Source organism: Niallia sp. NCCP-28 (assembly GCF_023168165.1).
Lineage (GTDB): Bacteria > Bacillota > Bacilli > Bacillales > Cytobacillaceae > Niallia.
In genome coordinates this window covers 169,446-195,508 of sequence record NZ_BQYJ01000003.1, presented here as the reverse complement: position 1 = coordinate 195,508, position 26,063 = coordinate 169,446, and the positions used below count along the sequence as shown (strand labels likewise).

The 26,063-nt window shown below is 35.5% G+C and carries 27 protein-coding genes, 1 pseudogene and 3 other annotated features; of the genes and pseudogenes, 8 read left to right on the top strand and 20 right to left on the bottom strand.

Going from position 1 to position 26,063, the window contains the following annotated elements; translation table 11 throughout:
- Positions 1-12 precede the first annotated feature (12 nt).
- A complete protein-coding gene (gene nadC / locus NCCP28_RS10275; protein WP_248561324.1) occupies positions 13-846 on the bottom strand; it encodes a carboxylating nicotinate-nucleotide diphosphorylase in 834 nt (277 codons plus the stop codon).
- Entirely contained in the window at positions 800-2,383 is a 1,584-nt protein-coding gene (nadB, locus tag NCCP28_RS10270; RefSeq protein WP_248561323.1) for an L-aspartate oxidase, read from the bottom strand. Before nadB ends, nadC begins: the two co-directional genes overlap by 47 nt.
- 180 nt (positions 2,384-2,563) lie before the next feature.
- Between nadB and NCCP28_RS10265 the strand changes: the two genes are divergently transcribed.
- Positions 2,564-3,697, top strand: coding sequence for an IscS subfamily cysteine desulfurase (locus tag NCCP28_RS10265; protein WP_282579552.1), 1,134 nt, complete (start codon positions 2,564-2,566; stop codon positions 3,695-3,697).
- Positions 3,698-3,990: 293 nt separating this feature from the next.
- Here the strand turns inward: NCCP28_RS10265 and NCCP28_RS10260 are convergent, their stop codons facing one another.
- Genes NCCP28_RS10260 through NCCP28_RS10250 form a run of 3 tightly spaced genes read right to left on the bottom strand, consistent with a single transcriptional unit; the run spans position 3,991 to position 5,248 of the window.
- Complete coding sequence (locus tag NCCP28_RS10260) at positions 3,991-4,566, bottom strand: TetR/AcrR family transcriptional regulator (RefSeq protein WP_248561322.1); 576 nt, start codon at positions 4,564-4,566, stop codon at positions 3,991-3,993.
- A 32-nt stretch (positions 4,567-4,598) separates the two neighbouring features.
- A complete protein-coding gene (locus NCCP28_RS10255; protein ID WP_101176863.1) occupies positions 4,599-4,910 on the bottom strand; it encodes a DMT family transporter in 312 nt (103 codons plus the stop codon).
- Positions 4,910-5,248, bottom strand: a complete 339-nt coding sequence (locus NCCP28_RS10250) for a DMT family transporter (protein ID WP_248561321.1) — start codon at positions 5,246-5,248, stop codon at positions 4,910-4,912. The genes NCCP28_RS10255 and NCCP28_RS10250 overlap by 1 nt, the downstream gene beginning before the upstream one ends.
- Before the next feature lie 194 nt (positions 5,249-5,442).
- Here NCCP28_RS10250 and NCCP28_RS10245 point away from each other — a divergent pair, with 194 nt between their 5' ends.
- Entirely contained in the window at positions 5,443-5,895 is a 453-nt protein-coding gene (locus tag NCCP28_RS10245; RefSeq protein ID WP_248561320.1) for a YrvL family regulatory protein, read from the top strand.
- A gap of 199 nt (positions 5,896-6,094) precedes the next feature.
- Here NCCP28_RS10245 and NCCP28_RS10240 read toward each other — a convergent pair whose 3' ends face one another.
- Positions 6,095-6,412, bottom strand: a complete 318-nt coding sequence (locus tag NCCP28_RS10240) for an iron-sulfur cluster biosynthesis family protein (protein ID WP_248561319.1) — start codon at positions 6,410-6,412, stop codon at positions 6,095-6,097.
- A gap of 172 nt (positions 6,413-6,584) precedes the next feature.
- On the bottom strand, positions 6,585-7,226 hold the full coding sequence (locus NCCP28_RS10235) for a YcnI family copper-binding membrane protein (RefSeq protein ID WP_248561318.1): 642 nt from the start codon (positions 7,224-7,226) through the stop codon (positions 6,585-6,587).
- Between the two features lie 703 nt (positions 7,227-7,929).
- On the opposite strand from NCCP28_RS10235, the gene NCCP28_RS10230 reads away from it, so the two are divergent.
- Complete coding sequence (locus NCCP28_RS10230; protein WP_248561317.1) at positions 7,930-8,232, top strand: hypothetical protein; 303 nt, start codon at positions 7,930-7,932, stop codon at positions 8,230-8,232.
- A gap of 112 nt (positions 8,233-8,344) precedes the next feature.
- Here the strand turns inward: NCCP28_RS10230 and NCCP28_RS10225 are convergent, their stop codons facing one another.
- The 5 genes from NCCP28_RS10225 to NCCP28_RS10205 form a co-directional block, all read right to left on the bottom strand.
- Complete coding sequence (locus NCCP28_RS10225; protein ID WP_248561316.1) at positions 8,345-8,482, bottom strand: hypothetical protein; 138 nt, start codon at positions 8,480-8,482, stop codon at positions 8,345-8,347.
- A gap of 123 nt (positions 8,483-8,605) precedes the next feature.
- On the bottom strand, positions 8,606-9,058 hold the full coding sequence (locus NCCP28_RS10220) for a hypothetical protein (RefSeq protein ID WP_248561315.1): 453 nt from the start codon (positions 9,056-9,058) through the stop codon (positions 8,606-8,608).
- A 281-nt stretch (positions 9,059-9,339) separates the two neighbouring features.
- Positions 9,340-10,980, bottom strand: coding sequence for a ribosomal protection-like ABC-F family protein (gene abc-f / locus NCCP28_RS10215; protein WP_248561314.1), 1,641 nt, complete (start codon positions 10,978-10,980; stop codon positions 9,340-9,342).
- 366 nt (positions 10,981-11,346) lie between these two features.
- Entirely contained in the window at positions 11,347-11,559 is a 213-nt protein-coding gene (locus tag NCCP28_RS10210) for a hypothetical protein (protein WP_248561313.1), read from the bottom strand.
- 104 nt (positions 11,560-11,663) lie between these two features.
- Positions 11,664-12,266, bottom strand: coding sequence for a TVP38/TMEM64 family protein (locus NCCP28_RS10205; protein ID WP_248561312.1), 603 nt, complete (start codon positions 12,264-12,266; stop codon positions 11,664-11,666).
- 425 nt (positions 12,267-12,691) lie between these two features.
- Between NCCP28_RS10205 and NCCP28_RS10200 the strand changes: the two genes are divergently transcribed.
- The 3 genes from NCCP28_RS10200 to NCCP28_RS10190 all read left to right on the top strand — a co-directional run bounded on the left by NCCP28_RS10200 (position 12,692) and on the right by NCCP28_RS10190 (position 14,549).
- Positions 12,692-12,952, top strand: a complete 261-nt coding sequence (locus tag NCCP28_RS10200; protein WP_248561311.1) for a YueH family protein — start codon at positions 12,692-12,694, stop codon at positions 12,950-12,952.
- 90 nt (positions 12,953-13,042) lie between these two features.
- Complete coding sequence (locus NCCP28_RS10195) at positions 13,043-13,549, top strand: GNAT family N-acetyltransferase (protein WP_248561310.1); 507 nt, start codon at positions 13,043-13,045, stop codon at positions 13,547-13,549.
- A gap of 316 nt (positions 13,550-13,865) precedes the next feature.
- Complete coding sequence (locus NCCP28_RS10190) at positions 13,866-14,549, top strand: DsbA family protein (RefSeq protein WP_248561309.1); 684 nt, start codon at positions 13,866-13,868, stop codon at positions 14,547-14,549.
- A 48-nt stretch (positions 14,550-14,597) separates the two neighbouring features.
- On the opposite strand, the gene NCCP28_RS10185 is transcribed toward NCCP28_RS10190, so the two are convergent.
- The 3 genes from NCCP28_RS10185 to NCCP28_RS10175 all read right to left on the bottom strand — a co-directional run bounded on the left by NCCP28_RS10185 (position 14,598) and on the right by NCCP28_RS10175 (position 19,547).
- Positions 14,598-15,623, bottom strand: a complete 1,026-nt coding sequence (locus NCCP28_RS10185) for an HD domain-containing phosphohydrolase (protein ID WP_248561308.1) — start codon at positions 15,621-15,623, stop codon at positions 14,598-14,600.
- 570 nt (positions 15,624-16,193) lie between these two features.
- Complete coding sequence (thrS, locus tag NCCP28_RS10180; protein WP_248561307.1) at positions 16,194-18,119, bottom strand: threonine--tRNA ligase; 1,926 nt, start codon at positions 18,117-18,119, stop codon at positions 16,194-16,196.
- Between the two features lie 161 nt (positions 18,120-18,280).
- Positions 18,281-18,506 (bottom strand) — a binding site (T-box leader).
- A 126-nt stretch (positions 18,507-18,632) separates the two neighbouring features.
- Positions 18,633-18,858, bottom strand: a binding site (T-box leader).
- A gap of 125 nt (positions 18,859-18,983) precedes the next feature.
- Positions 18,984-19,211 (bottom strand) — a binding site (T-box leader).
- 75 nt (positions 19,212-19,286) lie between these two features.
- The gene (locus NCCP28_RS10175; protein WP_248561306.1) at positions 19,287-19,547 is read right to left on the bottom strand and encodes a hypothetical protein; all 261 of its coding nucleotides are present in this window, start codon (positions 19,545-19,547) and stop codon (positions 19,287-19,289) included.
- A 177-nt stretch (positions 19,548-19,724) separates the two neighbouring features.
- Between NCCP28_RS10175 and NCCP28_RS10170 the strand changes: the two genes are divergently transcribed.
- Complete coding sequence (locus tag NCCP28_RS10170) at positions 19,725-20,402, top strand: NAD(P)H-dependent oxidoreductase (RefSeq protein ID WP_248561305.1); 678 nt, start codon at positions 19,725-19,727, stop codon at positions 20,400-20,402.
- 56 nt (positions 20,403-20,458) lie between these two features.
- Here NCCP28_RS10170 and NCCP28_RS10165 read toward each other — a convergent pair whose 3' ends face one another.
- Positions 20,459-21,523, bottom strand: coding sequence for a pyruvate kinase (locus tag NCCP28_RS10165; protein WP_248561767.1), 1,065 nt, complete (start codon positions 21,521-21,523; stop codon positions 20,459-20,461).
- Between the two features lie 200 nt (positions 21,524-21,723).
- Between NCCP28_RS10165 and NCCP28_RS10160 the strand changes: the two are divergent.
- Positions 21,724-21,951: pseudogene (locus tag NCCP28_RS10160) on the top strand (YdhR family protein).
- Positions 21,952-22,497: 546 nt separating this feature from the next.
- Here the strand turns inward: NCCP28_RS10160 and NCCP28_RS10155 are convergent.
- From NCCP28_RS10155 to lepB, 4 genes are all read right to left on the bottom strand, one after another.
- Positions 22,498-22,860 (bottom strand): cupin domain-containing protein, encoded by a 363-nt coding sequence (locus tag NCCP28_RS10155; RefSeq protein WP_248561304.1) that lies wholly within the window; start codon positions 22,858-22,860, stop codon positions 22,498-22,500.
- Positions 22,861-22,877: 17 nt separating this feature from the next.
- Positions 22,878-23,753, bottom strand: a complete 876-nt coding sequence (locus NCCP28_RS10150) for a proline iminopeptidase-family hydrolase (RefSeq protein WP_248561303.1) — start codon at positions 23,751-23,753, stop codon at positions 22,878-22,880.
- A 49-nt stretch (positions 23,754-23,802) separates the two neighbouring features.
- Complete coding sequence (rbsK, locus tag NCCP28_RS10145) at positions 23,803-24,735, bottom strand: ribokinase (RefSeq protein WP_248561302.1); 933 nt, start codon at positions 24,733-24,735, stop codon at positions 23,803-23,805.
- A 489-nt stretch (positions 24,736-25,224) separates the two neighbouring features.
- Positions 25,225-25,776: a signal peptidase I gene (lepB, locus tag NCCP28_RS10140; RefSeq protein ID WP_248561301.1), complete on the bottom strand. Its 552-nt coding sequence runs from the start codon at positions 25,774-25,776 to the stop codon at positions 25,225-25,227.
- Positions 25,777-26,063: the final 287 nt, after the last annotated feature.

The window sequence follows — 26,063 nt, the reverse complement described above, 5'->3', positions numbered from 1 at the left end:
CCTTTTTAATCTTTAAAAATTGACTTTAACACTAATATCCAAAGCTTTTGCCGAATGGGTTAAAAATCCGAGTGAAATAAAATCGACCCCTGAATCTCTATATGAAGCTAAATTATCAAGGGTAATGCCCCCTGAAGCCTCTGTTATAACAGTTTCTGGCACAAGCTGTATCCATTCTTTAATTTCATCTGGTTTGCGGTTATCAAACATAATAATATCTGCCCCTGCTTCAAGAGCTTCTAATACTTGTTCTTTTGTTTCTGTTTCCACTTCCACCTTCACGGTATGGCCAATCGATTTTTTTACTGTTTTTACAGCATCTGCAATCGAGCCGGCAAAAGAAATATGATTGTCTTTAATCATCACAGCATCATATAATCCGCAGCGATGGTTAAAGCCTCCTCCTTTTGTTACGGCATATTTCTCTAACATTCTAAGTCCTGGTGTTGTTTTTCTTGTATCACAAATTTTCGTATAGCCACTGTTTAATGTTTTTACAGCTCGATTGGTAATCGTTGCAATCCCGCTCATTTTTTGAATAAGGTTTAACACGACCCTTTCGCCTTTTAACAGATTGACAACACTGCCAGATACTGTAGCAATTTTTTCTCCAATTTCTGCTGTTTCTCCATCTTCCTTAAAAAAAGCAATTTCCATTGTTGGCTCTAAAAGTTGAAAACCCATTTCAATTACATCTCTACCGCAAAATATGCCATTGCTTTTAGCTATAAATACAATTTCTCCCTTCTTTCTGCTCGGAAATATCGTATCTGTCGTAATATCTCTTTCACCAATATCTTCAATAAAAAAGTATTCCAGCTGTTTTTTGAGCTTTAGCTTGTTCATTTTGTTCATTCCTTTCTAATTGCTGGATAATCAAACGATTCTGCCATTCTGTTTGTTCAAAAGGATAGTCTGTTCTAAAATGCCCTCCTCTGCTTTCTGTTCTTTCTAAAGCAGATTTTGTAATCAGCCAAGATACAAGAAGCATAAATGCTGCTTCTTTTTCCTGTTTGCTGTAATTTCCCTTTTGCACCATACGATAATCCTTTATTCCAAAGCTTTTTATCCACTCCAGCTGGCTAATTAAACTGGCTTCCTGGCGGACAATGCCAACATGCTCCATCATTTTCCTTTTTAATTCCCTTTTTGCCGGCAAATAAATCGGCATAGATGGGAGAATCTCTTCTTTTATCCTCCAGCTTCTTTTTATCTCTTTATTCCTATTAATCAGATTTGCCAATTCTTTGCCCATATATAAACCTTCTAGCAGAGAGTTGCTTGCAAGACGGTTCGCTCCATGCAGGCCTGTACAAGCGGATTCACCGATTGCATATAACCCTTTGATGGATGTTTGCCCCTCTAAGCTTGCTGCAATTCCTCCCATTAAAAAATGGCTTCCTGGTGCAACTGGAAGTTTTTTTTCCGCCAAATTGATTTGATGGTCTTTGCACATTTTCGTTATGGAAGGAAATTTTTTCTCAAAATGTTCTACTTGGCTAATATCTAAATAAACTTTTTCTCCCTTTTTCAAATAACTGTATATCGTTTGGGAAACGATATGGCGAGGGGCAAGATCTTCATATGGGTGAATATTTTTCATAATTCGCTCGCCCGCTTCTGTTATAAGCACAGCCCCCTCTCCTCTAACCGCTTCTGAGACAAGGCCAACTGTTTTTCCGCCAACAGAAAGAAGGGTAGGATGAAACTGCATAAACTCCATATCATACAATTTTGCTCCTGCCAAATAGGCAAGTGCTATTCCATCACCAGTTACAGTCTCAGCACTTGAGGTATATTCATAAGTTTGTCCACATCCTCCTGCAGCAATCACCGTATATGCGGCAAAATAAGCTTCTATTTCATTTTGTGCATTTAATCCTTTTGCTCCAATGCACTCATTTTTGTCATTCAATAACAGTTCGTCTACAAAAAAATCTTCCACTATTGTTACATTATCTGTTAATTGCTTACTTAAAAATTCCACTACAGTTTTTCCAGTTGCATCCCCGCCGCCATGGACAATACGGGACTCGCTATGTGCTCCCTCCATGCCAAGGAGCAGCCGGCCATCTTTACTGCGGTCAAATAAACAGCCGCTATTTGCCAGCTCATAAATAAGGACAGCAGCACGTTTGGTCATTTCTTCCACTGCTTGTTTATTATTATGAAATCTCCCTGCTTCCAATGTATCGAGGGCGTGTTTGTCATTATTATCTTGTGGGCTGATGGATGCAGCAATCCCCCCTTGCGCCAAATAGGAATTGCTTTCATTTATTTTAGTTTTTGTGAGAATAATCACATGCAGGTCGCAAGATAGTAATTTCGCCAATTGTAAGCTAGCCATTCCGCTGCCAATAATCAGTACATCTGATTTCAACATTTTTACCCTCTTTTCTTAACAGGTGTCTTGACACTTATATTTACATAGATTTAAAATTATGACAAGACTTTTATTCTATTTTTCTATTTTCTTTTCTGCTAAAAAAATACGGTTATTTCTATCTAGCCAAATGCTTGTTTATTAAATACTACTTATGATCCCTTTTAGGAGGAAACCACTTTGATTTATTTAGATTATGCGGCAACCTGCCCAATTGACGAAGATGCTCTTTTAGGTTATATGGAAATTTCAAAAAACTATTTTGCCAATACAAATAGTCTTCATGATATCGGCGGGGATGCTTATTATATTTTGGAAAATTGCCGCAAACAATTAGCAAATCTGTTAGGCATACAAAAAGAGGGACTTTATTTTACAAGCGGCGGTTCGGAAAGCAACTTTTTAGCTATTCATGCTTTATTGTCTAGTTTGCCTTCCTCTAAAAATCATATTATTGCTGCAATGGGAGAGCATTCTTCTATTCACAGCACCATAAAAATATTAGAACAAAAAGGCTATGAAATTACGTATATTCCATATACTGCATCAGGAGCAGTCGATCTTGCTGTATTAGAAAACAGCATTCAAACAAATACAGCTCTTGTTTCCATTCAGCATGTCAACTCGGAAACTGGCGCCATCCAGCCAATCGAAGAAATCAGCTTTATCTGCCGAAAATATCATCTTTTGTTTCATAGCGATCTTGTACAAAGTTTCGGCAAGCTTCCAATTCCTGAATTAAGCAAAATGATAGATGGATTTTCTTTATCAAGCCATAAATTTTACGGTCCTAAAGGGGTTGGCGCTTGTTATATCCACCCTCGATTAAATGGGAAAAGCTTTTATCCAAACACCACTCATGAAAATGGATTTCGTCCTGGTACGGTCAATACACCTGGGATTGCCGCGATGGTTATTGCAGCAAATAAAGCAAATCAGCTTATTTCTGAAGAAACCATTCATTATAAAAAACTGCGTCAGCTATTTTTAGAGAAAACAAAAAATTATCCCTCTCTATCTATTATAGAAAACAAGGCACAGCTTCCATCCATTATTGCATTCAGAATAAAGCAGGTAGAGGGGCAATGGGTGCTTTTGGAAAGCAATAGAAAAGGGTTTGCCATTTCAACTGGAAGCGCCTGTCAAGTTGGCCATCAAGCACCATCTAAAACAATGAAAGCATTAGGATATTCCGACGAAGCAGCAAAAGAATTAGTGCGCATCTCCTTTGGGAGAAACACCTCTCCCCTAGAAGTTGAACAATTCGCTGCAACTTTAGAAGAAATCTCCAAAAACATCCACCAAATAAAGTGAACCTTTAAACAGTGGGGGGTTCTCCATCCCCACTGATTGTTAGTTGAACCAATCGGGTCTTTACGGGCTAGTTTCTACCATCTAGATTTTTCATTTCTTCTCATCATCCCTTAGGTGGGGGTTTTACTGCCCGTTATTGCGTGATCAATTAAAAATGCCATTTCTGAATAAAAAGAGGCCATCCAATAGCCTGAAAACGACTTATTGGACGGCCTCAAATCCCTATTACACTTTGCATTTTCATTAATTTAAAGGAATTCTCACAATAGATATTGTTTTCCTTTCTATAGCCCCTAACTTATTCCCTGCCAAAAAATTCCCCAGAGTGCTGCTAACTTTTCATCTACTCGATTTGCTTGTTCATAATACACCAATTCTACCATCATCGCCATTAAGATGCCATTATAAGCAATTGTCGCTGTTTTTTCATTTTCTACTTTAACATTTTTTTGATCTATCCAATGCAAAAACATCTTTTCCAGCCATTTTTCTTGAAAAACCTCCACTTCGGTTACTTCTTCTTGGACAATTTTGTATAGATGGGAGGGTGGAAAAAAACCCATCCTTAACCAAAATTTAAGACTTTGATTTTGTTGAAACATCTCTTTTATATATACTAAGTATCCATATAAAAACTCTTTTGCATCTAGTTCGCCATTTTTTTGAAAAAAGTCCTTTTTCAGTTGAATTTCCGCTAATTTAGCCTCTCTTACCACTTCTAGGAAGAGCTCATCTTTGCCTTTATAATGAGAATAAATGGAAGATTTTTTTATGCCTACTTCATCTGCTATCTGATTTAATGATGTTCCTTCATAGCCATTTAAAGCAAAAAATTTAAGCGCTGCTTTTTTCAGTTCCTCTTTTTTCACTTATAATCCTCCTATTTATAAAAATGAAAAAATTAAGATATCACTTTTAAGCCAATAGTCGCAGCTAATATCAATCCAATAAAAAATATTCGTGTCCACTCCTTTGGCTCATTATACATATACATACCAACAAGAGCAGAGCCTACCGTTCCTATTCCCGTCCATACACCATAGGCTGTTCCCATCGAAATTGTCTTCATAGCATATGTTAACATCGCAAAACTTAAAATAAAACCAATTGTAAGATAAATAAGTGCATCCCATTTCTTCATCGTCAGACGTTTAATATTGATGACACCAAACACTTCACATAAACCAGCAATAATTAAAGCAAACCAAGCCATCATGCATTCCCCTCTTCTTGCTGCCTATCTGTCACCATTTTTAATCCGATAACACCAATAAGCAGCATAGCAATTAGCACTAATTTTAATGGGTGGACAGGTTCGTGAAAAATAATAATTTCCGCAATAACCGTTCCTGTTGTTCCAAGTCCCGTAAAAACGGCATATACCGTTCCTATCGGTAAATGATTTGTTGCGATAATTAAGATAAAAAAACTCAGAATGATTGCAAGTCCTGTTCCTATCCATTCAAGTGGTGTCGTCGCATATTTTAATCCAGATACCCAAGCTACTTCAATAAAGCCTGCTCCAAACACCATCATCCAATAACGGTTCATCTGTTTTCCTCCTTTAAGCCGCTGAATCACTTTTAACTACCGACCGTTCGGTAGTTATTGTCTGATACTATCTATAATTTGTCAAGAAATTGCTGTTTGCTTTATCGATAAACCTTTCTCTTACAAAGTCATCTGGCATTGGCTATACTATAGATAACAAACCTCGGAAGCTTTTATTAGGAGTTCAGCTATATATGAATACAGAAAAACCGTTTAGAAAAGAGCTTTTAAAAGAAAAAATAATAATTATTGCCCTTATTGTGTTTGCTGTATCTGCTATTTTACTGTTGATAATCGCTCTTTATTATTTTGGGTTATTGGGGATTTTTCATTTATTAAATGTACATTATGATTCACTTAAATCTCTGTTTTTATTTGTTTTGATTTTTCTTTTAATAAGCGTTATTGGAGATTTGATCATTAAAGTCCTTCGAGTTTTTATATATGCTATTATCCCATCTAGCCGTTTACAACTGTTTTTGTCCTTTTTGCTTATTTTTTCTATTATATGGACTGGTTTTTCTATTGCAGATAAGTGGATAGATTCAGTTCAATTGGGAAATGTGGTCCAACTCATCACAACCCTTATTTTCAGCTTAGTAGAGTTGGCTTTTGATAGTCCGAAAAAAGATAATTTCAAAGAATAAAAATTTTGTATTCAAAAAAAGATGCCACTAATTGAATTAGCGGCACCTTTTTCTTTTATTGCACTTTAACAGGCTTTTGTTCCCTAACTTAAGAGAAGATAAAAAATCCTAGGTGGGCAGAAACTTGACCGTAAAAAACCTGATTGGTCCAGCTAACACTCAGCGGAAGACGGCTTCCTCCACTAATTGAAGTTTCACTTTATTTCACTTTTCGTTTTACATTTAAATGAAAAGAATAAATTTGACCTGGCCCTATTAAGCGAAAACCCGTTCCATCTACATAATCCAATTTTAAATCTTCATCAATATGTTTTAATGTCAATGCATCTAAATAAATCGTCATGCCGTTATCTTCAAATTTTGTGTCATCTGCTTGGATATAATCTAAAGAAAATTCATAATTATACGTATAGCTGCAGCCACCGCTAAAAATAGACGTTATCTTAAAACTTGCATCTTCTGGCAAGTCATATGTTTTTAATTTTTCTTTTGCTTGATCTGTAATGGTAAATTTCATGCCCTTTCCGCTCCTTTTTCAGATGAAAATAGTAGTCTCCTCTTCTCTTTATTCCATTGAAGCAGCAGCATTAAACCTATTTCCATTTTATTATTATAAAGGCTACCATTAGAATAACCTATTTATTTGCCTAAAAAAACTGATTCATATACGAATCAGTTTTTTTATTTCCTTATTTTCTTCTAACAAATGTTAAAATAATCGCAGCAATAGAAATAATAATGGCAATGATAGAAAGGATTGTTCCACTAGAAGTACCCGCATTATGCTCATGGTCTTCTTCTACTGATTCATCATCTGCCTTGTCATGACTGTGTCCATGGCTGTCTACCGCAGCATTTGATTTTGTAACTTCTGTTATAGAATGCGGCAGCTCTTCATCTTCATCGCCAGTCCACTCTACAATGCTTCCATCTTTATAGTATTGGTAAGCATCCCATGCAACTTTGCTTGCATCAGCAGGGTTTTGTGCAGTAAAAGTAAAAATGCGGTATTGTCCTGCTTGAATTGCTGCAGCAGCATTTTCTGCTTCCCACGTTACCGTTGTTACCTTTTCATTGTCATCTGTTTGTGTTGATGTTTTCCAGCCCTCAACAGGTTCATACATTTTAAATTCTACATTCGATGGAATTTTCAACACAACTTTTGTTGTTGGAATATCTTTTTCCACAGGTATTTTTATACTATAAGTTTCCCAAGCTTCTGTTGTGGAAGTCGAAGGTTTTACCGTAACATGGGCGCTGGCGGGAAAAGCAACAAAAAATATAGCCAATAATGCTGAAAATATGGATAATAAATTTTTCTTATGTAACATTGCATGTTCTCCTTTGATTTGTTTGTTTTTTCACAATCAGTTGTAAACAACATATTGATAGTGTTTTCAATTTTTATCATAGCAAATAGCAATCGATAGGAAAAGAATTTCTCCTTTTAAATTGTGACAATTCTATGAACAAATTACTATTTTTATTTCTCACCAAACATCCTTATCCATATTTTCCAAAAAAAGAAAAATTTAAACAAACAGATTAGCCCCCTGATGTAATTAGATCCAACCATAAATCAACACAATCCGCTGCCCTTCACCGATATCTTCTACATATACGGATGCATTTTTTTCAACTTCCACATATCTTCCCATTTTTCCACTCCTTCTTTTTGTAAATGTTTCGTTTCTATTTGTTTTCTTATCTACCCTAAGATAGGAACAATAAAACAGACCTTAACAGGAAATGCCTTGTTATCACCGGCGACATTTTTGGCATTTGCAGCAAACAAAAGTTATCATTATCAACAGAAATGAAGAATAAGTTTCCTGTCATTTATACAAAATTATGCAATTTAACACAAAAACTAGCGCAGAAATCACTGGCGGAATAGATGAGAAAAAATAGAAAACCCGTGTCTAAAGCATTTATGGATTTTTTGGAAGAAATGACTTTTCTAAAAATACCAAGCTTACAAAATTAGGTAACACATCTATTTTCCTCACATATAGTAAGGCGAGGTGAAAAATTATGTTTCCAATACACTCTATTAATCGTATACATGGTGGAGCAGGCATAGGTGCCGTTCCCATTGCTCCTGCTATTGGTTTTGGAGCTGTTGGCGCTGGCGCTGTCCCTACCGGCGCTGTTCCAGCTGTCTCCAATCCTGGAAGTTTAAACCCAGCTATTTTTACTCCTTTCCACACCACTCCTACTACTCTAATAACCCAAAATCCTTATTATCATCCAAACTTTCACTATAGCAATTATGGCCAATATATGTATCCAGCCTATCCAAATTATTATATGAATAATATTCTGCCATATTATTAACCCTAAAAAATGCTAGGCGTAGCATAAACTGCCTTACCTAGCATTTCACTTACTTATCTCATTCTATTTATTTTATTATTTTGGCAGGATTTCTTCTGACAACAACGTTTGCTCAGACATTTTTTGTTACAACAGAATCTGATGAAGCAAAAACATTATTGCCCATTGTCACTGGCTTTCCATCTCTCTTTCCTTCCAGCAGTGCTCTAAAAGTCGGACAGTCCAAATGGGAAATCAACCCATTCCTCATTTCATCCCCAGCTTAATCATTGAGATATACCCTTCTCTTTCCTTGAAGATAGTATCTGCTCTCAAGATAAAAAGCCGTCATCCAAATCTATGAAAATTAATTTGGATAATGGCTCTACTTTTTTTAAGCTTCTTTTCTTTTATTCATTGCAGATAGTCCAGTAAATATTAGACCTGCACCAGAAAATAATACTAATATAATGCCTGTCACTAAACCAGAAGTCCCTTGATGAATGCTGTTAAAACCGATGCCGCCTTGTTGTGGGCCTGTGCCGCTGAAATCACCAGATGGGGGCGTCATTTGATCTCGGCCTTGCGTAGTACTGCCAGCTGTTCCTTCATCAGCTGCTGCACTAGAATCACTGCTAGTGCCAGTATCTCCTGAAGTATTTTCACTGCTGGCTGCTGTATTGTCCCCATTTTGTCCCATGCTTGGCGCTTGGCCCATTTCCATCGTACCCATCTGAGGCTGACTCTCGCTGCTAAAGTAATTAGTTATATCCATTACTCCTTGTACAAGCAGAAATGCCATTGCAATAATTCCGATAAAGTATTGTGCTTTTTTCATTAATTTCATGTTTGTTCTCTCCTATCTGTAATGTAGCTTCATTATGATAGAAGTTCCTTAACTTTATCTTAACTTTGGCTTTTTTGTTTGCTGTAAAAAATTACTCCTGAATTTTTAATAGGATAGATAAAAAATTATTTCCGCATATATAACATTTTTGAACATCAAATTACTAAAAAAGACGATTCACATAAACATGAATCGTCTTTTTCCCCTATTTAATTTACCAATACCAAGTATGAAAATGACATAATTGAAACCTCTTCATTTGTTATAAGAACAGCTTGCCTTTACAAAAGATCTTTTATTTTTTTAGTAAGTTCTTTAAATTTCAGATCAAGCTCCTCATATTCTTTATGATTAGAACTAATAAAACTCAGCTTGCCTAAGACTTCTTGCCGTTCTGTTTCAAGTGTTAAACGCAACTCTTCCTTATCATCTCTTTTTAGTGATGATTCTTTCTGGCTTAGTTGCTTATTGATACTATTTTTCGAAAAAATCAGCTTTGTGTTTGTTGTTTTTTCCAGAAAATAACGATCATGCGATACGACTAACAGCGTACCGTTATATTGTTTTAATGTGTCTTCAAGTTGTTCACGAGAAGCTAAGTCAAGATGATTTGTTGGTTCATCTAAAATAAGCACATCCTTTTCTTCTAGAATATATTTCATCAACTTGCACTTCACACGCTCACCCATGCTCATATTTCCAATAGCCTCTATCCACTGAGAATCAAGGAATCCTAAATGCTTCATTAAATTCCGTACATGCCCTCTCTCTTCAAATGACTCTTTATCAAATAACTGTTTGGGGGTTTGCTCAAGGGGCAAGTCAAATACCTCTTGAGTCAAGTAGCCAATATTGGCTGATGGAGAAATCCATATATCCCCTCTTGTAATTGTTTCTTTTCCAACTGTCATATTCAAAAAGGTGGTTTTACCACTACCATTTGGACCTACCACAGCGACTTTTTCACCATGCTGAATAGTAAAGTTAGCACCTTTAAAAAGTATTTGCCCGTCAAAAGTCTTTTCTAAATTTTTGACTTCTAAAAACCGCTTTCCTACTTTAGAATTTGATTTTAATGAAAAATTCACTTGATATTCACCCTTCGGAGCATCCACTTTAATTTTTTCAAGTTCCTTTTCAAGGCGTTTTTGTTTCGATTTCACTTGTGAATCCATTCGTTTAGCTTTTGCACGATAATATTCTTTAACACCTTCCTGTTTTGTTGATTGTGCATGCGCCGATTTTGACCATGAGGTTAGTTGATTCATTTGGCCTTCAATACGTTCTATCATCTTTTGCTGCTTCTCATATTCCCGTTGCTGTGCAAGTCTTTTTCTTTCGCAAAATTTCATATAACTAGTGTAATTGCCACTATGACTAATAAGCAGTTGATTTTCAATTGACCATATTTTTGTAACAACCTTATCTAAGAAATAACGATCATGTGATACCAGAATAATAGTGCCTTTATACCTTTTCAGCTGTCTTATAAGAAATTCCGTACTCTGTTCATCTAGATGATTTGTTGGTTCATCCAACAATAAAATGTCCGTATCTTTTGCCAGCCCTTTTGCAAGACGCGCTTTTAGCCTTTCTCCTCCACTTAAGTTCGAGAAGTCACGAGTCGGCACATTCCACTTCTTTAATAATGCCTCTTCTTGAGAAGAAACCACATCAAAAGAGTATGACTCCATTTCTTGTTCAACCATTGTTATTGTAAGGTCATTTTGCAAGTATTTAATATATCCTTCTGTTGGTGAAAAATCACCGTTTAACAATTGCAATAAAGTCGATTTACCAGCGCCATTTTTACCTATGAGTCCGATAATATCCCCTTGTTGCACATTTGTATTTATATTTTCAAAAATAATATAATCTTGAATTTCAATTTTTATATCTTGTAGTTGCATTAGTTCCAACATAAATAATCATCCCTTCTTTTTCAGGGAGAACAAAAAAATCCTCCCAAATAATTTTGGAAGGATTAGTCAAATCACATTTCACCGTACTCAAATAGGCTATATAGCCATGGGACTATATAGATATAGAAAAATGGGTAGACTAATCCTAAGTTTTATAATCTGAAATATATTGTTTCAAATTTTAAAATTAGGTTAGTTATCCATTGTCCACCCATCATCCCTTTCGTGTTATATAAGCAAAATTATAGCATGTTAAAAAACAGCAAGCAACCTATACAATGCGTTTAATGATTTTAATGGGTGTTTAAAGAATACAAAAAATGCACAGGGAATAATGTCCCTCTGCATTTTTTTGTATTTTGGTTACTAATCTCCACCGCCACCGCTGCATCCACCATCACTGCCGCCAAAAGATCCCCCGCAGTCATTTCCTCCATCCATGCCAGAATGATTGTTATGATCGGAATTCCCCTGATATGGAATAAAAGAATTGGAAGAACGACTTCTAGTTCTATTAGTAGATTTCATCAGGAAAGATAAGAAAATAAATATGCCAATAATGAATAAAAATAATAACATCTATCTTCCTCCTACTCCTTAAAAAATTATCTTCTCTAATAATACGGGCATCTATTGGAAAAGTTTCGAAAAATAACCAAAATTAGACTAACTAATAAATTCCTTTAGACATTGCTGCTTTTTTCTTTTCCCTTTTTTAGCTGCTGAAAAAAAGCAGGTTTTGCTTTTTTCATAAAATAAAATAAAATAATGGCTAAAGCAATGAAGATAACCATTAAAACAGGAGGAATATCTGTCGAAAACAAACCAAAGGGAATAAGGCTTAAAATAAAAAAATAAATAAAATTTCCAATTAACGTACCTATAGTAAATGCCTTTAGTGATATGGTGCTGATGCCTGCAATTATATTTAAGAGGCTTGTGGGGAAAAATGGGAATACTCTTCCGTAAAACACATAATAAGTCCCTTTTCTTTCTATTTTCTCAATAAAATCACGATGTTTTTGTTGAGGAATTATATCCTGAAACCAAAAACGAACAGCATAAAAAACAATGATAGCCGCCACTACACTAGAAAGCCAACTCCAAATAAATCCATTAATAAATCCAAATGAATAATAATTTAATGTAATAACAAAAATTAATGGAATAAGGGTAAATGTATTTTGGATAACCATAATAATTAAGCTGACAAGCAAAGTATAAAAGATATTTTCACTTAATGAAGAAACTGCCTTTATTTCTCCCTTTTGAACGGCTTGAAACATGTCTGTTTCGAAAAAGAAAAAAACAAAAAGCAGTACCGTCCCACTAAAGCTTATAAATTTCCAGTATTTTTTAATAGTTAATCACCTTTTTCATATATATATATGGCATTTACCATTAAAAAGACACTTCTACGTGCATACATTTTCTTTTTTATACCCTGTTTTTTTAAAATCAAAACCTAATTATCCTCTTTTTTTATAAAAAAGCAAAGAAAAAGATTAAAAAGGATAATTATGGTATATATTCTTCTATTAATTATCTCGTTTTTATTATGACTATGTTTCTACCTCTACAAATAAATCGACAAAAACAGACTAGATTTCCTCTCATTTACATAAATATTACATTTTAGTTAAAAATACCTTCCTTTTTTATACACAAAAATTATTGTGCTATTATTAATATATATTGGAGGTGCTTCCATATGATATCTTTATTAGAAGATATTTCTCAATGTGGACAGAAAAATACAAATCTTTATATGATGAAAACAGATAACGGCCGTTTTATTATTGCCATTCCGAAAATTCATTGGTCTGCTGAATTAAAAGAAACAGATAATGCAGAACAGAGATTTGAACACATCCATGCCTCCCTCACCTTTCATATGTATGATGGTGATATTGATATGCTTGCGAACAATATTACATCATATACGATGCATTATGATGAATATATTTATTAAAATCCCTTCTTTATTTCACACGATAATTTACTTTTCTCTACCTTTCATCTATAGTAGAATTTTAAAAGCATATGGCGAAGGGGTTTTATTTTGAGCTATTTATTTACGACAAACAAATTAGGATTTCGATTATTGCAGCAAGAAGATATAGAGGCATGCAAACTTTTTTGGGGAAATAAAGAGGTTATGAACAGTTGCGGCGGAAGCATGTCTTTAGAGCTGCTCCCAGATGTCCTGTCTTTTTATAAGCAATCCCAACTAGAATATGGATTATCTGTTTATGGGGTGGTTCTCCTTGAAACAGAGGAAGTAATCGGGGCAGCCGGATTTAATATTGAAGATTCGTTAAAGAATGCAGAACTTATTTGTCACTTAAAAAAAGATATATGGAATAAAGGCTACGGAACGGAAGCAGCAATTGCCTGTTTAAACTATGCCCACTCTTTAAATCTTGTACAGACAATAACTGCTTCAAGCGCAATTAACAATAAACAAGCTCTTCGTATTCTTGGAAAAGTCGGGTTTGACTATAAAGGCATTCAATATGTAGAAGATATTAAACAAGAAGAAGCCTTTTTTTCCTTAACTTTTAACTGACCATCATTTTTCAAAACATCTGCAGCTTTTTAAGTCAGATGTTTTTTTCTAGACAAGGCGGAAAGATAAAGTGAAGCTAAAAACCAGGTTTTTACAATTAATTTCCCTTCTCCCAGAATTCTTTTAGCCTTTGAGATGGATAGAAACTTGCCATTATGAGGAATAAAAGCAGGAAGCTTGACGATTCTTAGTCAAGCATCCTAAAATGAAGAATAGCTTTGTTTACTGGCTATATATACATATGTTATTTACAGTATTTATTAACAAAGACGACTTCTCTAAAAAATACCATTTAAAACAGTGAAGGAGCTAAAAAATGGCAAAAAAACCAAAAAAAACGGCTGCAAAAAAGCAATCTTCTAAATTTCTCTATTGGATGATAGGTCTTGTTGCTGTTTGTATAATCGGGTTGGTTATATTAGCCAATCAGCCAAAAGATGGATTTGATTTCGATTATAAAGACCAGCCTTTTCTTGGCGAAGAAGCAGCTGATGTAAGCATTGTTGAATTCGGCGACTATAAATGCCCTGTCTGCAAAAGTTTTAATCAATCCTTTTTTCCGCTTATTGAAAAAGATTTCATTAATACAGGAAAAGCAAAATTTTATTATATGAATTATCCATTTATTCATCCAGTTGATTCAACAAGAGCTGCTGTATTTGCAGAAGCTGTCTATGCTGAATTAGGCAATGATACATTTTGGAAATTCCATAAACTTCTTTATGAAAAACAACCAGATGATACAAGCAAAGAAAATGTGGAGCTAAATACGGAAGAATTTTTAACAGACACGCTAAAAGAAGTGACATCAAAAGAAAATGCTGAAAAAGTTGCTTCTGTCTATAAAGAAGATGACTATCAAACAAGAATAGACAAAGACTTATCTTATGTGGAGACGTTAAATATTACCGGAACTCCAACCATTTATGTAAATGGCGTTAAATTTGAAGGAAAAACTTATGAAGAATTTCAGGAAATGGTCAATAAAGCCGCAAAATAAATCATACAAAAAAGAGTGGTCTAATTTAGACCGCTCTTTATCATTCTGCTAAAACATATCGATAAATGCATCGACCAGTTCTGGATCAAAATACCTCTCTCTTTGGCTTTTAATATGTTCGATTGCCTTTTCTTTCGGCCACGAATCTTTATACGGCCTCCGGGATATTAATGCATCATACACATCAACAATGGCAACCACCCTTGCTTCAAAAGGAATTTCCTCTCCCTTTAAGCCATGAGGATACCCTGTTCCATCCCATCTTTCATGATGATATTTAATAATATTTTCAGCTACTTCCAGGCTTTTAATAAAATCATTATGCAAACCTATCGAAAGTTTGCTGAGTATATCTTGCCCCATTAATGGATGCATTTCAATAATTTTTCTTTCATATTCTGCTAGACTGCCAGGTTTATATAAAATGCCTTCTGGAATGCCTGCTTTTCCAATATCATGCAATATGCTTGCATGAATAATTTGCGAGAGATACGCAACAGAAAAACGATTGCTATGTTTTTTATGAAACGAAACAATAAGCTGTTCTGTTAAGTTTTGCACATTTACTAAATGGTCTTCAATGCCAGGGTCTCTGATTTCACAAGAAATCGCCAACACACGCAATAGCTCCCTTTCTGTTCCTGCTTTTTCCTGCTCAGAAAGATACATACCCTCTTTCAACTGTTCCAACTCGCGGAAAACTCCAATAAAATAAACAGCATTTTCATGCTTAATGGGAGTAATTGTTAAAGAAGAATGCCAAAGATCTCCGCATTTTTTTTTATTAAGCAATACACCTGTCCATGGTTTTCCAACATGTATTGCTTCTTTTAAAGATACATACGTACAGAATGAAGTAAGCTGGGATTTGGTAAAACCCGCTTTTTGTCCTATCGCCTCTCTTTTTTCATAGCCTGTTGTACGAGTATATTCATTATTGACATCTAAAATTGTATGCTTTTCATCTGTAATCATCACTGCATCCGCTAACTGTAAATATCCTGCTAAGATAGGAGGCAGCTGTTTTATCTTCTCCAGAAAAACTACCTTCTTTCCCTTCAATTTATCGTTCATGTAAACACTTAGCTTTTTTACCATCTTTTCCATTTGGTTTATTTCACTATTTATTGTACACTATCATCTTTGTTGAGAATAACCTATTTAAGTTATTATTTTGCTTGCTTTTTTTGTTATACCACTAGCTTTGATACGAATATTATATTACCTTTTTCCTATGTATAAAACAACTAGTTAGTATGCCCATCCAATTTTTAGGTTTTTCCTCTTATTACACTAGCTATCAGAGAAAAAGCAATGAATAGCTGACGATTCTTAACAAACTGCTGCCCTTCATCCTGATTATACAATAATTCCACTATCTAAAACTCCCTTTATCTAAACCTTTCATATAAAATACTTATTTTCATATAGATGATTTCTTTTCAAAACACAGCCTGCATACATGTTGATTTTAGCCAGTAAGCGCCGCTCCTAGGGTATCTTGTCTTTTCCCACTTCTATATGCATGCAGACTGCTATGTTTTTTGCCTATTTTGCATGTAAAAAACTTGGAAAAACAGCCGAGTTCTATAAAAAGGGACCACAGCAATGCTTTACTGTAGACCCCAATTTTATTTCTGCAAACTAAAAAAGGCTTTTTTCATTTATTTGCTTGCTTATGATTTGTTTAAATGCTGCGAACGGCATGGGTTGATGCCCCTCGTTGCCAAACTTTCTGACATTCACCTGTCTCTGATTTTTTTCTTCATCTCCAAGCACGAGTATATAAGGAATTTTTTGCATTTGTGATTCTCTGATTTTATAGCCGAGTTTTTCGTTGCGTCCATCAACTTTACTCCTTATGCCTAATGCTTTTAATTCAGCTTGCACTTCTAGACAATAATCTTCATGCACGCTTGCAACAGGAATAATCTGCACCTGAATCGGTGCCAGCCATATTGGAAATGATCCTGCAAAATGTTCAATTAAAATGCCGAAAAACCGGTCAATCGATCCGTAAATGGCCCGGTGAATCACAACAGGACATACTTTTTCCTTCCATTCATTTATATAAAACAGCCCAAATTTTTCTGGCATTTGAAAGTCAAGCTGTATCGTTGCACATTGATGGCTTCTCTTTAGCGCATCTTTAATATGAAAATCAATTTTCGGACCATAAAATGCCCCGTCCCCCTTATTTATGGCATAGGGAATCTGCAAGTTCTCCAGCACATTGGAAAGCGCCTGTTCAGAAGTCTCCCACAGTTCATCATTTCCTAATGAATCTTCTGGACGTGTCGACAATTCTACAGAATAGTCAAAACCAAAAGTGCTGTACACTTGGTCGATTTGCTGAAAAATTGCTTTAATTTCTGCTTCGATCTGATCTTTTCGAACAAATAAATGAGCATCATCTTGGCAAAATGTCCGCACCCGCAGCATTCCATTTAACGCGCCGCTGTATTCATGGCGATGAACTTGCCCAAACTCGGAAAAACGCACTGGCAAATCACGATAGGAATATAAATTATTTTTAAAAATCAGCATATGCCCTGGGCAATTCATCGGCTTCAGCGCAAATTTTGTTTCATCTACTTCGGAAAAATACATATTATCTTTATAATGATCCCAGTGCCCTGATTGCTCCCACATTTGCTGATTCATCATAAAGGGTGTCCGAACTTCCTCATAGCCAGCATTTTGTTGCAGCTGCCGAGAGAAATTTTCCAATTCCTGTCTTACTATCTGTCCTTTTGGAAGATAAAAAGGCATGCCTGGCGCTTCTTCAAAAAAACTAAATAATTCCAATTGTTTGCCCAGCTTCCGATGATCCCGCTTTTTTGCTTCTTCTATAAACTTCTGATGTTCCTTTAATCCAGCTTTATCGGGAAATGCCACTCCATAGATACGCTGCAACATTTCTCTTTGGTTATCCCCTTTCCAATAAGCTCCCGCCACTTTTGTTAATTGGAATGCTTTCACAAAACCTGTGTGAGGCAAATGGGGGCCACGGCATAAATCGATAAATTCTCCTTGCTGATAGAGAGAAATTATTTCTCCTTTTGGCAGTGTATTTAAGATCTCCAGTTTAAGCACTTCTCCCTTTTCTTGAAAAAGCTTTTCTGCTTCTTCAAAGGAAACTTCGATTCGATTGATCGGCAATTGTTCTGCGATAATATGACTCATTTCTTTTTCTAGATTTTTTAAACCTTCTAAAGCGAGGGGCTGATCTAAGCACATATCATAATAAAAACCATCTTCTATTACAGGACCGATTCCTAATTGCACATTTCCATTAATCCTTTTCACTGCTTGTGCCAAAATATGGGCACAACTATGGCGCAGAAGCTCCATGCCTTCTTCAGACTCTAGAGTAAAAATAGACAATTCTGCATCATAATCAAGCACATGGCTCACATCCACAAGCTTGCCATTCACTTTTCCTCCTACTGCCAGTTTTCCTAAACTAATGCTTAAAGATTCCGCAACATCTTTTACAGTTATCCCTTTTGGAAATGCTTTTGCCTCCCCATTTGACAGAATCAATTTGATTTGTTTTTGCTTTTCCATCTTCAACACTCCTATCGTTTTTTATAAGGCTGTTTTTAAAGTTTATTATTTTGAACATACGAGAAAAACACTTTTTAAAATGCTGAGCCGCCTGTGAGTTTCATCGCAGACTTCTCTATCAAACCTGCCTTTTTTCCATAGAAAAACACATTCATCCCTAAACAAGGGACGAATGTGTTTCCGTGGTTCCACCCAATTTCCCATACATTTTTTTCAAACATATGGCTTTGGTGCTTTTAACGCAAGCTTACGTTACCGGTTACTGCTATTTCCCCGATACAGCTCTAAAGGCGGTAAGTTATTTTTCCTCGCTAGAAAGCTCTCACCTTTGCTTTCCTCTCTGTTAACTGGTGTAAAATACCTATTGTCCTTTATCTTTGCTTTTTTCTTTTTATAAAACTCTTTTTGGCGATTTCCCCTGCAGTCTGCTTACTATTCATAAAATCTTCTTTCTAAAGCAATAAGCTTTAGAAAAATTGCCTTTTCTCCATAAAAAAACACATTCATCCCTAAACAAGGGACGAATGTGTTTTCGTGGTTCCACCCAATTTCCCATACATTTTTTTCAAACATATGGCTTTGGTGCTTTTAACGCAAGCTTACGTTACCGGTTACTGCTATTTCCCCGATACAGCTCTAAAGGCGGTAAGTTATTTTTCCTCGCTAGAAAGCTCTCACCTTTGCTTTCCTCTCTGTTAACTGGTGTAAAATACCTATTGTCCTTTATCTTTGCTTTTTCTTTTTATAAAACTCTTTTTGGCGATTTCCCCTGCAGTCTGCTTACTATTCATAAAATCTTCTTTCTAAAGCAATAAGCTTTAGAAAAATTGCCTTTTCTCCATAAAAAAACACATTCATCCCTAAACAAGGGACGAATGTGTTTTCGTGGTTCCACCCAATTTCCCATACATTTTTTTCAAACATATGGCTTTGGTGCTTTTAACGCAAGCTTACGTTATCGGTTACTGCTATTTCCCCGATACAGCTCTAAAGGCGGTAAGTTGTTTTCCCTAAGTTAGGAAGCTTTCAGCCTAATGGCCCCCCTCTCTATCAACCGTAAAAAACATCTCATGTCCTTCTCATTGCTTTTTAATCGTTTCAATTCTTTAATTATTAAACATAATATTATAACATCTGGAAAATTGCAACCATAAAAAAAATTTCTTCCTATGCAGCAAATAGCAGCCATCCAGCCATGATAAAACCAACTGGAACTAAAAATAAGATGACGTTCACTGCCATGCCTAATTTTGCTAAAATATTCCCTTTTTTCCGGTAAGAAACATCGACGCAAATAAAAACGAGCGGAGAAAAAATCAACAAAAGGACAAATGGAACCATTTCAAAAATTGCCAAAAAATACGAAAGATGAAGCAAAATTAATACAAGTGGAATACCGAGAGAAAGGCACGTACTAAATTTTATCACAAAGTTAAAACCAGCTCCTTTCCAGCCAATAGATTGCCATGATTATAACAAAAAAAAACGCCAATAAAAGGATTTTTCCTCCCTTTTTATACCATACTATCTTTTTAAGCTTATTATTTGTAAAAGTAATATATTTGCCCTATATTAAAGTAATTCGAAATCAAAGGAGTTATAAGCATGAGCAAAAACGAAACAAAAAAACAAGAAATTTTGGATGCATTTCAATTTAGACATGCAACAAAAGAATTTGACCCAGCAAAAAAAATCTCTGATGAAGATTTTCAATTTATATTGGAAACAGCAAGACTTTCTCCAAGCTCTGTCGGCTATGAACCATGGAAATTTCTTGTCGTTCAAAATAAAGAACTGCGTGAAAAGTTAAAAGAAATGACATGGGGTGCACAAGGCCAGCTTCCAACAGCCAGCCATTTTGTTATCCTCCTTGCTAGAACGATAAAAGATACAAAGTATGACAGCGCCTATGTAGAAAATTTAATGTTGAATGAAAAAAACATTCCAGAAGAAATATTTGCCCAAATGAAAGTCCGCTATCAAAGTTTTCAAGAGAATGATCTGAACTTGCTAGAAAGTGAGCGTTCTATGTTTGACTGGGCAAGCAAACAAACGTATATCGCTTTGGCAAATATGATGACAGCAGCTGCCCAAATCGGCATCGATTCTTGTCCAATTGAAGGATTTGATTACGATAAAGTACAAGCTATTTTAGCAGAAGAAGGTTTGCTCGAAGATGGACATTTAGCTGTATCTGTGATGGCTGCATTTGGCTACCGCATTAGAGAACCCCGTCCGAAAACAAGAAAGAAATTGGAAGATATTGTACAGTGGATTAATTAAACATTAATAAAAAAACTTGCGTTGATTATGGATAAATCGATGCAAGTTTTTTATGCTTAACTATATTTTTTGATTAATTTCTCCATATCAGCAATCGCAAACGGTGCATCTTTTTTTACAGAATCCGCGAATTCAGACACTTTCGTTAATGTTTTCATGCTTTCAACAGGATAGTTTCCTGCCGCTGATTCTCCTGATAACATAACCGCATTTGCTCCATCTAGGACTGCCTGGAAAACATCAGTCACTTCCGCTCTAGTTGGAAGTGGATGCTCGATCATTGATTGCAGCATTTGTGTGGCTGTAATCACAAAGGCATTTACGCGATTGCATTCTGTTATCATTGCTTTTTGCAATAATGGAATCCACTCATAAGGAAGCTCTACTCCTAAATCTCCTCTGGCAATCATAATTCCATCCGCTTCTTTTACTATTTCAGAAAAATTTTCAATCGCCTCAATCGTTTCGATTTTAGCAATTAACTGTGGAGCCTTTCCATTTAATCCCTTGATAAAAGTTCGCACTTCCTCTAAATGAGCAGGTTTTCTTACAAAGGAGCAGGCAATATAATCCACCTCTTCTTTTACTAAAAAATCGATATCCTTTTTATCCTTATCTGTTATCGCAGGCAAACTAGTACTTACACCAGGAAGGTTTACTCCTTTATGTGAAGCAATCTCTCCACCTGACACAATCGTTGTCTCCACTTTTTCATTTTTCACTTCAAGGACTTTTAACTCCACTGCACCATCGTTCATTAAAATGCGATCATCTTTTTTTATATCCTGTACAATTCCTTTATAATCAACACTTGCTTCTTTTTCATTTCCTTTTATTGAATGGATAGAAAGAGTAAATTCCTCTCCTGTTTCTAAGAGAATAGATTCTCCTTCTATTTCTCCTAAACGTATTTTTGGTCCTTGCAAATCACCTAAAATTTTAATAGATGCACCTATTTCTTGATTAATCGTTCGAATAGCATCGATAATATTGCGATGAGTCTCATGTGTCCCATGAGAAAAATTCAAACGGGCTATCGTCATTCCTTGCTGGATAAGTTTTGTTAAAATTTGTTTACTATTACTGGCAGGACCAATTGTAGCAATCCGATCAATCGACACCCTCTTCACCTCATATTCATGATGCAATTAGTATCTCCAGTTGTTTTAATTTAAACCTATTCATCCTTATCTTATGTAAAAGTGCTAGTTTGTTACAGCTTCTTGCATAAAAAAGCTGCAGATTTTTGTAAAAATTATTTAGCTGATCTGTTGATTTTTGAGAAGACGTTCATGTTTTTTCGAAAGATAAACGTCTTTCAGTGTACAGCATTAACAAAGATAAAGGCTTCATGTGGAAAATTCGGACGGAAAACTCACAGAAAAATGAAGCAGGAGGTATTTACGTTTTTGAAAAATAGGAAACTGCCAATAGATATTTCCATATGCATTCAAAACGTTTAGCGGGTTTCAGAATTGTAAATATTAACACAAAGATTTTCACTATTAATAAAAAACTAATTGAAATCAATAAAGGCCCATTATTATAAAGTTATTCAACTATAATAATCTGCTTTATCTTATTCAACTAATCTCCCTCTGTATTATAAGATCAGCCAGATATTTTAATGATTTTTTTACTCTCCATAGGTGCGTTTCCTTTAGTTATTTTTCTTGTAAAGCTTATACACAAATATATACCTATAGATGAGGATAGATAGAAAACAGATAACTTTGTTAAACCGTGTGGAAGTAACCCCTATAAAATTACATTGGATAACAAAATACCCTTTATTAATTGCCTGCTTATTATAAAACCAATAACTATTCCATTTAAACAAGCATATAAATAAGGCAAAAAATAAAGGGTATCAATCCAATAGTCATATATAAAACAGGATATCATATTATTTTTAAATATTTCTAACATAAAAAGTGAACTTTCTGATTCCTTATTCATTCCTTTTGCATCTAACCTATTTCTCCTATTATCTAAGTAACCTTGATAAAGTCAAAAAAAGAAATGGAAATCTAATAACCAATAAAATCCATTAGTAAGAGCAAAAAAGTGAATCTGAACAATTCAGCCATGATTTTTATCCCTCGATGCTGCTTAATGAATGTGGTTTTGGAAGTGACACAGATTGAATCACTAACGCCGTCATGCCTCCATCGCTGCCTGAAGCATGACCTTCTCCCTCTTCCCAAAAAACACCTTCTCCCGACTTTAACGTTATTCTTTTTTTATCCTCGCCTTCAATCCATCCTTCTCCTTCTACTACAATATAAAGCTGTGCAACTGGTGCTTCATGGTAGCCAACAATGCCATTTGGTTCAATATGCATCAAACCAATATTAGTCGGCTCTTCTGTTTGAAGTATTTTCGTATAACTTACGGCAATGGATTGATAGTTGATGACATGAAAACCATTTTCCTTTTTAAATTGATAAAATTGCATTATTTTGCTCCTTTTTCTTATTTGCTTGCATCTATTTCATGCAAAAAGCCGCTGATTATACGCAAATATTCTTTTTGTTCTTCTATGTATGGCATATGGGCACTGTTTTCAAATACATGAAAAACAGAATTCGGTGTATGTTTGCTGTAATATTCTGTTGTCTCAGGTGTCGCTTCATCAAATCTTCCACATGTATAAAGAGCAGGACAATTGATTTCTTCTAATCTATTTGTGCAGTCAAATTCCCGCAAATTCCCAAGCACCGTAAATTCAGAGGGCCCCCACATTATTTCATAGACTTCTGGACTTCGATACTTTCTGCCTTGCTTTAAAAATTCTGGATATGGATTTAGACGGCAGACAAAATGGCTGTTGAATACTTCAATTGCTTTTTGAAATGCTTCAGAATCGGTATTTCCACTTTCCTCACAAGCTGCAATCGTATCTTGCACTTCTTTTGGCAGCTTCTTTAAATTTCTTTTTTGGTCTTGTTCCCAAAGTGGTGCGCTTAAGCATGGGCTAGAGAATATTACACTTTCTACTCCAATAGGCTTTGTCAAAAAATAGGCTGCAGCTAATGTCGTCCCCCATGAATGACCAAGAATATGAACTTGTTCTAACTGCAATTCTTTGCGAACTTGTCCTACTTCTTCTACAAAACGATCCAATTGCCACAGTTCTGAATTTTTTGGTCTCTCTGATTTCCCGCAGCCTAATTGGTCATATAAAATAACCGGCCTGTCTTTGGAAAGAGCCTTAAGTCCTTGCATAGAATAGCTGGAAGAACCTGGACCACCGTGCAGCACTAAAACTGGCACGCCTTTTGCCTCTTTATTATAGATTTGATACCAAACTTTTCCCCCAGTAACTGTTATGTATCCATCTTTATTCATTATCTATTAACTCCTTTCAGCTCTATTATACAATGAAGTTGGACTATTATTAATTTAAGCTATTGTTGTGCTGGGACAAAAACTCCTCGATTTCTTCTTTCGTCGGCGATGATTGCTGTGCACCAAATCGGGTGACTGCAATCGCAGCTGAAGCGGAGGCGAACTGCAAAGCTTCTGTTGTCGATAAGTTCATTACAGTTGCTTGCGCATATGCGCCAATAAATGTATCTCCTGCTGCTGTCGTATCAGCAGCATCCACCCTATAAGCTTCTGTATGTACCATTTCTCTGTTTTTCCCATAAAAATAAGATCCTTTTGTTCCTAACGTAATTAGTACATTACAAACTCCATTTTCCATCAATAATATTGCGGCTTTTTCTGCGTCGTTCCTACTTTCAATTTTCACCCCTGTAATAACTTCCGTTTCTGTTTCATTTATAATTAGAGTATCTATTTTTGCCAATAGCTCTTTGGGAATTTTATATGCCGGCGCAGGATTCCAAAAAATCGAAACCCCTCTTTTTTTCGCTTCTGTAATAAGCCATTCATTTGTATTTGTATGTAATTCATTTTGCAGCAAAAGCAATTCATAGTTTTCTAGCCTATTCAAATAAAGGGCTAAATCTTCCGGGGTCAATTCAATATTTGCTCCTCCTGAAAGGATGATGGTATTCTCACCTTTTGCATCCACTGTGATAAAAGCCAAACCAGATGAAGTTTCTTTTGTAAGAATCGCCTCTGTCTTTACTCCATATTTGCGCAAACTTGCCGTCAATTCTTTCGCAAATGCATCGTTTCCAACTGCACCGACTATCGTAACATCACCGCCAGCTTTTGCAGCTGCCACCGCTTGATTTGCCCCCTTTCCTCCAGGAATATAAGATACTCCTCTTCCCGCTATTGTTTCTCCCGGCAAAGGATGCTTTTCCACTTTATTGACAATATCCATATTGATGCTTCCAACAACGAGCATTTTTTTCATGCTGCTTCCCCCTACCTATTTTTATCTCCATTGTAACAGGACAAGCCATAAGACCAACAGAAATATAGGCATAACCAGTAACTAAAAAAATAAGAACCTAAAAACAAAGGCTCCAACTAAAAAAACTCTATCCAAACTAATTTCTTGGAATAACAGGCTTAAGAGGCTTTTCCATCACCCTCTTTTGGCAAGCGCATCTACCCCTTCATTGGAGTATTTTGATATTTTGCCAATAAACAAAGCATACTGTACAGCAACGTCTTGATGCATCGGTACAGATAATGCATAAGTAAGGGGGAATGCCGAGCTAATTAGTCCCTACAATTAAAAATAAAAATCAACTTTTCAAAAAACCGCGAAATAGTCGAGTCAGTGACTTCTGACAGGGCATGTGAAAGGCTCCCCATTTTTTTAGTGAAGTTAACTTCTTTGGCAACCATAAAAAAAGATGGCAAGTCCATTTCAATTACTTGCCATCTTTTCTAAAAATCATTTAGTCATTTGCGCATCTTTTAGCGGCCAATAAACAAGATTAGTGCTGCCGACAACTTTATCAAAGGGAATTACCCCAATTTCTCGGCTGTCTTTGCTGTTTCTGCGATTATCTCCCATCACAAACAAGGTGTTTTTTGGAACTTTTTCAAAACCAGTATAATCTTTTAAATTAAAATTTTCTGTAAGCAGCGCATCCGCACCATATTGTTCTTTCACTTCTTGCTTTTTTTCTTTTAAATAGTCTTCTTTATACGCTTTTCCATTGATGTATAATATATCATTTTTATATTCAATCGTATCCCCAGGCAGCCCGATTACTCTTTTTATATAATCATCTTGTGCGGTTGCATGAAATACGATAATATCAAATCTTTTTGGTGTGCCAATTTTAGAAACCACCATTCGATCTTCATTATTTAAAGTCGGCTCCATTGATTCTCCGTCAACAACAATTGGCGTAAACACAAATGTGCGAACAACAATGGCAATTGCAACTGCCACAAAAATAGATTTGCTCCACTCAAACAGCTCTGACTTCTTTTTCATCCTTTTATCTCCTTTTATTTATAGACTATTTTTTAACAGAAGGATAACTGTTTGCCATCTCGGCAGGAGAAAAGTCAGTTTATATTTTTCTCCTAATGCAGCCTTCACTTTTTTGTTAAAATTAGTCCCTCCTTATTATGATTCGTTTCCAGTTCGATACCATTAAAAACTAATGCATCTTTCTCCATATTTCATCGTCCATTGCCCTAATTCATCTTTCCATTCTTTCGATAGATGCAAATCTTCCAGTTCCAAATCACAGCCGCAAACTCCGCACCAAATGGGAT